We start from the raw sequence: 9,281 nt of genomic DNA on the forward strand, positions 1-9,281 counted from the left end.
AGACTGATACGGTTGTATCGATACAATCGTATCGGAAGGATGTCGTCATGTCCCGTCCCCTGATCCGCCGAACCCTCCTGTCCCTCTCCCTCCTGCTCGCCCTGCCAGGGGCCGCCGCCCTGGCCCTGGTCCTGTTCCCGCCCCTGTCCTGGGCGGGATGGCAGTTCGCGCTGCTCGCCCTGGAGTTCTCGCTGTTCGCGTCCCTTCCCGCGCTGTGCGGGCTCGCCCTGGCCCTACTCGTCCGGAGCCGATGGGGATGGTCCCTCGCGGGGGTCAACGCACTGCTGCTGGTCCTGGCCCTGGTGCCGTCGGCGGCGCTGTGGAACACCGCCCGGACCGAAGACGCGCCGTTGAGCCTGGGCGCCTACGCCGCCGGTCTGGCCACCGACACCGACCGGGAGCCTCTCACCACGACCTACCACCGGGTGGACGGCGAGCCCCTTGAACTGGACGTGTGGGAGCCGGCCGAACCCTCCGGCGATCCCCTGCCGATCGTGGTCAACGTCCACGGCGGGGCCGACGACCTCCCACAGAGTCTGCTGCCGCGCTGGGACACCTGGTTGGCGGACGGGGACCGGGTGGTGTTCGAGGTCGACTACCGCTTCTTTCCCGACGGCGCCTGGCGGGAATCGGTGGCGGACGTGCGATGCGCCCTGGGATGGGTCCGTGAGAACGCCGCCGAGTACGGCGGCGACCCCGACCGGATCGCCGTCACCGGCCAGTCCGCCGGCGGCCTGTTGGCGCTGCTGTCGACCTACACCGACCAGGTCGAACCGTCGTGCGACACCGAGGTCCCGGACGTGTCCGCCGTGGTCGCCTGGTACTCGGTCACCGACGGGACCGCCGACGCCCCGATCCCCTGGCGCCAACGCCACTCCCCCATCGGCGACGAGTTGCTGGAATCCAGCGAGCGCATGGTCGGCGGCGCCCCCGAGGACCTGCCGAAGGAGTACGAGGACATGTCGGCGATCCACCAGGTCACGGCGGACACCCCACCGACCCTGGTGATCACCGCCGGGCACGACCTGTTCCTCGACCCCGAGGACAACCGCAGGTTCGTCGCCCGGCTCGACGAGGCGGACGTCCCTCACGAGCACCTGGAACTGCCTTGGACCGAGCACATGTTCGACCTCAACTGGGGCGGCTTCGCGAGCCAGATCACCCGCCACTCCATCGACGGTTTCCTCGACGAACACCTGACCCCCTGAACGCCCCGACCGGGTGAATTCACTGGCCCGGCCAGGAGCGGGTCGATAACATGCGGGGCATGACGCGGGTGTGCTCCACCACCATGACGGGCCGGACGATGATGTCGTCCGGCCTTCCCCGCGTGCCCTGAACCCCTGTCCGCGGCAAGGCCCCAACGGGTCTTGCCCACGGCGGGCGCCCGGCGGGGCCGGAGAGGACCCACCTTGGGTCGTTACCACGTGACCACCGCCATCCCGTACGTCAACGGGAGACCGCACATCGGCCACGCCCTGGAACTGGTGCAGGCCGACACGCTCGCCAGGTCCCACCGTGACCGTGGCGACGAGGTCCGCGCCCAGACCGGCACCGACGACAACTCGCTGAAGAACGTGCTCAGCGCCCGGGCGTCCGGGTTGCGAACCGCCACCTACGTCGACCGGGCCTCCAGGGGCTTCCTCGACCTGGCGGGCCCGCTCTCGCTCTCCTTCGATGACACTGTGCGCACCGCTTTCGATCCAAGGCACCGGCCCGGGGTGGAGCGGCTGTGGCGGGCCTGCCTTGCGCGCGGTGACCTGTATCGCCGTGGTTATACCGGGCTCTACTGCACCGGATGCGAACAGTTCTACGGGGCCGACGAACTCCCCGAGGGCCTGTGTTCGGAGCACGGGACCGTACCGGAGGAGGTCGCCGAAGAGAACTGGTTCTTCCGTCTCTCCCGCTACCAGGATCGGTTGCACGAGCTGGTGTCCTCGGGCGAGGTCCTGGTCGAACCCGACTTCCGCCGGCGCGAGGTGCTGTCTTTCATCGCGTCGGGTCTGGTGGACTTCAGCGTCTCCCGGAGCGTGGAACGCGCACACGGCTGGGGTATCCCGGTCCCCGACGACCCGGGCCAGGTGATCTACGTGTGGTTCGACGCCCTGGCCAACTACGTCACCGGGGCCGGCTACGGCACCGACGACCACGACCACTGGTGGACCCTTGCCGATCAGCGTGTGCACGTCATCGGCAAGGGCATCCTGCGCTTCCACGCCGTGTACTGGCCCGCCATCCTGCTCTCGGCGGGGCTTTCACCGCCCACCACACTCCTGGTGCACGAGTACCTGACCGCCGACGGTGACAAGATCGGCAAGTCCACCGGCAACACCATCGACCCCGTCGCGATCACCGAACGGTTCGGGACCGATGCCCTGCGCTGGTGGTTGCTGCGCGATGTCGGGCGCTCCGGTGACACCGACTACACCGAGGCCCGTTTGATCGCCCGGCACGACGAGGACCTCGCCAACACCATCGGCAACCTGGTGAACCGGACCGTGTCCATGGTCGCGAAGTACCGTGGCGGCACGGTCCCCGGTGTCGGTTCTGCGGAGCTGTCCGAGGCGTGTGCCCGAGCGGAGTCCTCGGTGAACGAGGCGATCGACGCCTTCGACCTGCGTGCGGCCACCGGTGCCATCGTGGAGCTGGCCGACGCCGGAAATCGGTATGTGGCCGAGCGGGAGCCGTGGCTCGTCGCCCGGTCCGAACGTCGCGGGGACATCGCACCGGCCGCCCTGGACTCGATTCTGGCCGAGCTGGTGGCCACCGGGCGAACGTTGGCCCGGTTGCTGCGCCCTTTCCTGCCCGACGCCGCGGAACGGCTCACCGCGCAGCTGACGGAACGGCCGGGGCCCGACGGTGATCGGCTACCGCCGGTCTCCCCGGTGTTCGGTCGGATCAGCTCCCGTTCCTCCCCCACCGGCTGAGTCGGGCCACCGCCTCGTCGAGCACCTCGTCCTTCTTGCAGAAGGCGAAGCGCACCAGGTGGCGGCCCTCGTCCTGGTGGTCGTAGAACACCTTGGCGGGCACGGCCGCAACACCGGCCTCGCGAGGCAGCGCCCGGGCGACGTCCTCGCCGTCGAGGTAGCCCAACGGTCGAACGTCGGCCATCAGGAAGTAGGTGCCCTCGGACACGTTCACGTCGAACCCGGCGCCGCTGAGGCCCTCGGCGAGGCGGTCGCGCTTGGTCTGCATGGCCAGGCGCTGCCGCTCGACCCAGGCACCCTCGTTGTCGATGGCGTCGGCGATGGCCAACTGCAGGGCTCCGTTGGCGGAGAAGGTGAGGAACTGGTTGACCGTGCGCACCGCCCGGACCAGGGGCTCGGGGCCGCTCACCCAGCCGGTCTTCCACGCGGTGACGGCGAACATCTTGCCGACCGAGGAGATCGACAGGGTGCGCTCGCCCATACCCGGCAGGGTGGCCAGGGGGACGTGGGGACGTTCGTCGAAGGTGAGGAACTCGTACACCTCGTCGGTGATCGCGATGAGGTCGTTTTCCCGGCATAGCGCGGCGATCTCCGCCGACTCCTCGGCGGTGAACACCGTGCCGGTCGGGTTGTGCGGGGTGTTGACCATGATGAGCCGGGTGCGCGGGGTGACGGCGGCGCGCAGCTCGGCGGGGTCGAAGGTGAACCTGCCGGTCGCGTCGTCGCGACGCAACGCCACGGGGCGGCGCACCCCGCCGGCCAGCGAGATCATCGCGGCGTAGGAGTCGTACATCGGCTCGAAGACGATGACCTCGTCACCGCGTTCCACCAGCGCCAGCAGCGAGGCGGCGATGCCGGCGGTCGCACCGACGGTGACGTAGACCTCCGTTTCGGGGTCCAGGTCCAACCCGTAGTGACGGGAGCGGTAACGGCTCACCGCCTGGCGCAGCTCCGGACGTCCCGGGCCGGGCGGGTACTGGTTCACCCCTTCGAGGATGTGTCGCGAGGCGTTCTCCAGCAGACTTCGCGGCCCGTCGGTGTCGGGGAAACCCTGCCCCAGGTTGACGGAGTCGGTCTCGACGGCCAGACGCGTCATCTCGGCGAAGATCGTCTCACCATAGGTACGCATGCGTTCGATCAGCGGTTCATCCACCCTTCGAGCGTATCGACCCGGTCCGGGCACGGGCACAACCGGGCGGTCCCCCGAACACGAGAGGGCCCCCGGTCTCGTGGTGCCCGGTGCCTCACCGGATCCCACGAGGCCAGGGGCCCCTACGAGCGCGACCGCCTTTACGGAAGCAGCAGGCTGAGCACGATCCAGACCACCGGACCCGCGATCAACAGGGAGTCGATGCGGTCCATCAGACCGCCGTGGCCCGGCATGAACCGGCCCATGTCCTTGACCCCGAGGTCGCGCTTGAACAACGACTCGATGAGGTCGCCGACCGTGGCGGCCAGCACCACGGCCAGACCCAGGACCACGCCGACCCACCAGGGGCCGTCCAGCATGAGGGTGACGCACAGCGCCCCCGCCACCGCACAGCCGATCACGGAGCCGCCGAAGCCCTCCCAGGTCTTGTTCGGGCTGATCACCGGCGCCATCTTGTGCCGTCCCAACAGGATCCCGGCGAAGTAACCGCCGATGTCACTGGAGATCGTCACCACGATGAACACCACCAGGCGGTACTGTCCATCCTCCGGGTGCGCGATGAGCAGCATCCAGGTGGCCAACAGCAGCGGCAGGTACACGAGGGTGAACAGGTTCGCCGACGCGTCGGCGACGAACCCCTCCGCCCCACCGCGCAACCGCCAGACCAGGCAGGCGATCGCGGTGACGGCCGCGATGCCCACCAACCATTCGGCGCCGCCGAAGTAGGCTCCGGCCTGCATCGCCACACCGCCCACGGCCAACGGGACCACGGCCAGGGTCATGCCCTTGCCGCCGAACGCCCGGTTGAGTTCGCGGAGACCGATCAGCGTCCCGAGGGACGTGATGATCGTGAACAGCTGAGGCCAGGGGAAGACCGAGAAGAAGACGAGCGCGCCGAGGACGCACCCGCTGGCGATGGCCACCGGGAGGTTGCGACCGGTCTTGACCGGGGCACCTCCCGGCTTGTGCAGCACGAAGCGCTGCCCGGCGGACGTGTCCGTCTCCGAACGGGGACGGTCGTCGGGTCTGTGCTCCGGCGAGTGGTCATCGCCTCCGGAGCCGTTCGAAGGGTGGTTCACCGACTAGACCTCGAGAAGTTCCGTTTCCTTGTGCTTGAGCAGCTCGTCGACGGTGCCGACATGCTTGTGCGCGAGCTCGTCCAGTTCGGACTGGGCACGGTGGGCCTCGTCCTCACCCAGGTCACCGGACTTGACGGCCTTCTCGAAACCGTCCTTGGCGCGACGTCGGACGTTGCGGATGGCGACCTTGCCGTCCTCGGCCTTGGTGCGCGCGACCTTCACGTACTCCTTGCGACGCTCCTCGGACAGCTCCGGGAAGACCACGCGGATGACCTGTCCATCGTCGGAGGGGTTGACGCCCAGGTCACTGTTGCGGATCGCGTTGATGATCTCGGTGCGCGCGTTGATGTCGAACGGCGAGATGACGACCATGCGCGGCTCGGGCACCGAGAAGGAGGCCAGCTGGTTGATCGGCGTGCGAGCACCGTAGTAGTCGACGGTGATCTTGTTGAAGGTGGCCGGGGTGGGCCGACCGGTACGGATCGTCGCGAAGTCCTCCTTCGCCACGGTCACGGCCTTCTCCATCTTCTCCTCGGCCTCAAGGAGGGTTTCTTCGATCATTGTGGGCGCTCCCGGATTGTCGGCTGGGTGTTCGTGGCTTGGAGTGCGTGGCCTCGGCCACGCCGCAGGACGGTCTCCCGCCCTCGTCAGTCGGAGGTCGGACCGACGATGGTGCCGATCTTCTCACCGCGGACGGCGCGCAGGATGTTGCCCTGGCTCATCAGGTCGAAAACGACGATGGGCAGCCCGTTGTCCATGCACAGGCTGACCGCGGTGGCGTCCATGACCTTGAGGCCGCGGGTGAGGACCTCGTTGTAGTTGAGCTTGTCGAACTTGACCGCGTCCGGGTTGCGCTGCGGGTCGGAGTCGTAGACCCCGTCGACCTGGGTGCCCTTGAGGACCGCCTGGGCGCCGATCTCCAGGGCGCGCTGGGCGGCGGTGGTGTCCGTGGAGAAGAAGGGCGCACCGAGACCGGCACCGAAGATGACCACTCGGCCCTTCTCCAGGTGACGAACGGCCCGACGCGGGATGTAGGCCTCGGCGACCTGGCTCATGTGGATCGCGGTCTGCACACGCGTGTCCACGCCGAGGCGCTCAAGGAAGTCCTGGAGGGCGAGGCAGTTGATGACGGTGCCGAGCATGCCCATGTAGTCGGCGCGACCGCGCTCGATGCCGCCCTCGGTGAGCTGGGCGCCGCGGAACATGTTGCCGCCGCCGACGACCACGGCGACCTGGATGCCCTCGGACACCGCTTCGGCGATGGACTCCGCCACGTACTGGACGACCTCGGGTTCGATGCCCAGACCGCCACCGCCGGCGAACGCCTCCCCCGAGAGCTTGAGCATGACACGCTTCCAACCGGAATCGTGCATGGGCGTTTCGGTGGTCATGGCTTCGTTCTCCGACACGGCCTGCGGCCTCCCTTGTTGTTCCCGAGTGGCACAGGGTCCCCCGAGTGCTCCTGCTGCGGACGGTCCGAACAAGATCTGCCCGAAACCCGCCCATATCCACCGAAAGTGCCGGGGAGATTCCGTCTCCCCGGCACTTCCATCATGTCAAAGCCCCTAGGCCTGGCCGACCTTGAAGCGAACGAAGCCCTTGACCTTCACACCGGCCTCGTCGACGACCTTCTGGACGGTCTTCTTGTTCTCCTTGACGAACGGCTGTCCGAGGAGGGTGACCTCCTTGAAGAAGCCGTTGAGACGACCCTCGACGATCTTGGGGATGGCCTGCTCGGGCTTCCCCTCACCGCGGGTGGTCTCCTCGGCGATACGACGCTCGTTGGCGACGACGTCCTCGGGGACCTGGTCCTTGTCGACGTACTGGGGGGCCAGCGCGGCGATCTGCTGAGCGAGGTCCTTGCCGACCTCCTCGTCCACCTTGTCCAGCTCGACCAGGACGCCCATGGTCGGGGGCAGGTCCGGGTCGGACTTGTGCAGGTAGGAGGCGACGTAGGCACCGTCGAACTTGGCGATGCGACGGAGTTCGAGCTTCTCACCGATGACGGCGCTCTTGCCCTCGATGAAGGACTGCAGGGTCTTGCCCGACTCGATCTCGGCGGCGGCGATGGTCGCGAGGTCATCGCCGTCCTGGGCGGCGACGAAGTCGGCGACCTGGTCGGCCAGAGCGATGAACTGGTCGTTCTTGGCGACGAAGTCGGTCTCGCAGTTGAGCTCGATCAGGGTGGCATTGCCCTCGCCCTGGCTGCGCACGACGACGGTGCCCTGAGCGGCGGTGCGGTCCGCGCGCTTGTCCACGGACTTGGCACCCTTGATGCGCAGGGCCTCGACGGCCTTGTCGAAGTCGCCGTCGGCCTCGGTCAGCGCCTTCTTGCAGTCCATCATGCCCGCGCCGGTGAGGTCGCGCAGCTTCTTGACGTCCGCGGCGGTGGAGTTCGCCATGACTGTTCTCGGATTCCCTAGTGAAGTCTGGTCTGGAAATGGAGCGGTCCGGCGAACACCCCGCGGGCCGCCCCGCCGACGAAGGGCGGGGCGGCGCTCAGGCGTCGGTGCGCACCGGAAAGGTACTCAGCGGCGAACCGCTGATTCCCTACTAGGCCTCGGGGGCCTTCTCCGGGGCGTCGACCGGGGAGTCGGCGGCGGTGGCCTCGGCCGGAGCCTCGGCGGCGACCTCGTCGGCCGGGGCCTCGGTCACGGTCTCGGCCGGAGCCTCGGCCGCGGCCTCGTTCTTCTCCTCGGCGACGGTCTCGACCGGGGCCTCGGCGGCCTCGGTCTCGCCCTTGCCTTCGAGCAGCTCGCGCTCCCACTCGGGCATGGGCTCCTCGGCCGCCTTCTCCTCGGTCGCGCCGGAGGCACCGGAGCGGACCAGGAGACCGTCGGCGACGGCGTCGGCGACGACGCGAGTGAGGAGGCTGACGCTTCGGATGGCGTCGTCGTTACCCGGGATCGGGTAGTCGACCTCGTCCGGGTCACAGTTGGTGTCGAGGATGGCGACGACCGGGATGTTCAGCTTGCGAGCCTCGCTGATCGCGATGTGCTCCTTCTTGGTGTCCACGATCCACACGGCGCTGGGCACGCGGGACATGTCGCGGATACCGCCGAGGGTGCGCTCGAGCTTGTCCTTCTCACGACGAAGGTTCAGCAGTTCCTTCTTGGTGAGCGTGGAACCGGCGACGTCGTCGAAGTCGATCTCCTCCAGCTCCTTGAGGCGCTGGAGCCTCTTGTGCACGGTGGAGAAGTTGGTGAGCATGCCGCCCAGCCAACGCTGGTTGACGAAGGGCATGCCGACACGACGAGCCTGCTCGTCGATGGCCTCCTGCGCCTGCTTCTTGGTACCGACGAACAGGATGGTGCCACCGTGGGCGACCGTCTGCTTGACGAACTCGTAGGCGCGGTCGATGTACGCCAGCGACTTCTGGAGGTCGATGATGTAGATGCCGTTGCGCTCGGTGAAGATGAAGCGCTTCATCTTGGGGTTCCAGCGACGGGTCTGGTGCCCGAAGTGGACGCCGCTCTCCAGGAGCTGGCGAATTGTCACGACTGTGGCCATGACCTGGTCCTCCTTGCGGTGGCGGAACGCGGGTTCCGCCGTCGGTTGTACCTGACGCCCCGCCCGCACCACCACACCGCGCGAGGCGGCGTGGACCGTGGGCACAGGCCCTCCCCCGAGGGAGGCAGGTGGGCGTGCGAATTATGGTTCGACCCTGGTGGGCCGAGAACGATTCTATCCTCCGCCGAGCACACCCCGGAACGGCTCCGTGTCCAGGGACGTCATCGACGTGGCGAAGGTTGTCCACAGACTCGGATCGGCTCTGGCGGAACACGTCCGCCGCACGCATCCTGGAAACATGACAGACCCCCGACTCTGGGTACTCCCGCTGTTCCTCACGCTCCTGCTGTTCCCCGTTCACCCGCTCCGAACCACACCGGCCGTCGCGTCCGTCCAGGGACCATGGCGGTGGCCGTTGGATCCTCCCGTGGAGGTGCTGCGCGGCTTCGATCCACCCGAGGAGCGCTGGCTGCCGGGACACCTGGGCGTGGACCTGGCCGCCGGGCCGGGGCAGAGCGTGTACCCGGCGGGGCCGGGCCGGGTACGGTTCGCCGGCAGTGTCGCCGGGGTGGGTGTGGTGAGCGTGACCCACGGAGAGACGCACACCACCTATTC

8 protein-coding genes and 1 pseudogene are annotated in these 9,281 nt (G+C 68.2%); 3 read left to right on the forward strand and 6 right to left on the reverse strand.

The genetic code is table 11. The features are described 5' to 3' along the window. Positions 1-47: 47 nt before the first annotated feature. Both ABZ717_RS24400 and ABZ717_RS24405 read left to right on the forward strand, forming a co-directional pair. Positions 48-1,208: an alpha/beta hydrolase gene (locus ABZ717_RS24400; RefSeq protein ID WP_358514372.1), complete on the forward strand. Its 1,161-nt coding sequence runs from the start codon at positions 48-50 to the stop codon at positions 1,206-1,208. A 204-nt stretch (positions 1,209-1,412) separates the two neighbouring features. Then, entirely contained in the window at positions 1,413-2,927 is a 1,515-nt protein-coding gene (locus ABZ717_RS24405) for a methionine--tRNA ligase (protein ID WP_358514374.1), read from the forward strand. Here ABZ717_RS24405 and ABZ717_RS24410 read toward each other — a convergent pair. From ABZ717_RS24410 to rpsB, 6 genes are all read right to left on the reverse strand, one after another. Further along, the gene (locus ABZ717_RS24410) at positions 2,899-4,056 is read right to left on the reverse strand and encodes a pyridoxal phosphate-dependent aminotransferase (RefSeq protein WP_358514384.1); all 1,158 of its coding nucleotides are present in this window, start codon (positions 4,054-4,056) and stop codon (positions 2,899-2,901) included. The genes ABZ717_RS24405 and ABZ717_RS24410 overlap by 29 nt on opposite strands. Before the next feature lie 161 nt (positions 4,057-4,217). Next, positions 4,218-5,156: a phosphatidate cytidylyltransferase gene (locus ABZ717_RS24415; protein WP_358514376.1), complete on the reverse strand. Its 939-nt coding sequence runs from the start codon at positions 5,154-5,156 to the stop codon at positions 4,218-4,220. Between the two features lie 3 nt (positions 5,157-5,159). Continuing rightward, positions 5,160-5,717, reverse strand: a complete 558-nt coding sequence (gene frr / locus ABZ717_RS24420; protein ID WP_358514378.1) for a ribosome recycling factor — start codon at positions 5,715-5,717, stop codon at positions 5,160-5,162. Between the two features lie 86 nt (positions 5,718-5,803). Continuing rightward, positions 5,804-6,547, reverse strand: coding sequence for a UMP kinase (pyrH, locus tag ABZ717_RS24425; protein ID WP_067601899.1), 744 nt, complete (start codon positions 6,545-6,547; stop codon positions 5,804-5,806). Positions 6,548-6,721: 174 nt separating this feature from the next. Then, positions 6,722-7,558 (reverse strand): translation elongation factor Ts, encoded by an 837-nt coding sequence (gene tsf / locus ABZ717_RS24430; RefSeq protein ID WP_358514380.1) that lies wholly within the window; start codon positions 7,556-7,558, stop codon positions 6,722-6,724. A gap of 151 nt (positions 7,559-7,709) precedes the next feature. After that, positions 7,710-8,666, reverse strand: a complete 957-nt coding sequence (gene rpsB, locus ABZ717_RS24435) for a 30S ribosomal protein S2 (protein WP_358514387.1) — start codon at positions 8,664-8,666, stop codon at positions 7,710-7,712. A 298-nt stretch (positions 8,667-8,964) separates the two neighbouring features. Here rpsB and ABZ717_RS24440 point away from each other — a divergent pair. Continuing rightward, positions 8,965-9,281, forward strand: a pseudogene (locus tag ABZ717_RS24440) (M23 family peptidase); the annotation flags it as partial.

The organism is Nocardiopsis sp. NPDC006832, assembly GCF_040635885.1.
Lineage (GTDB): Bacteria > Actinomycetota > Actinomycetes > Streptosporangiales > Streptosporangiaceae > Nocardiopsis.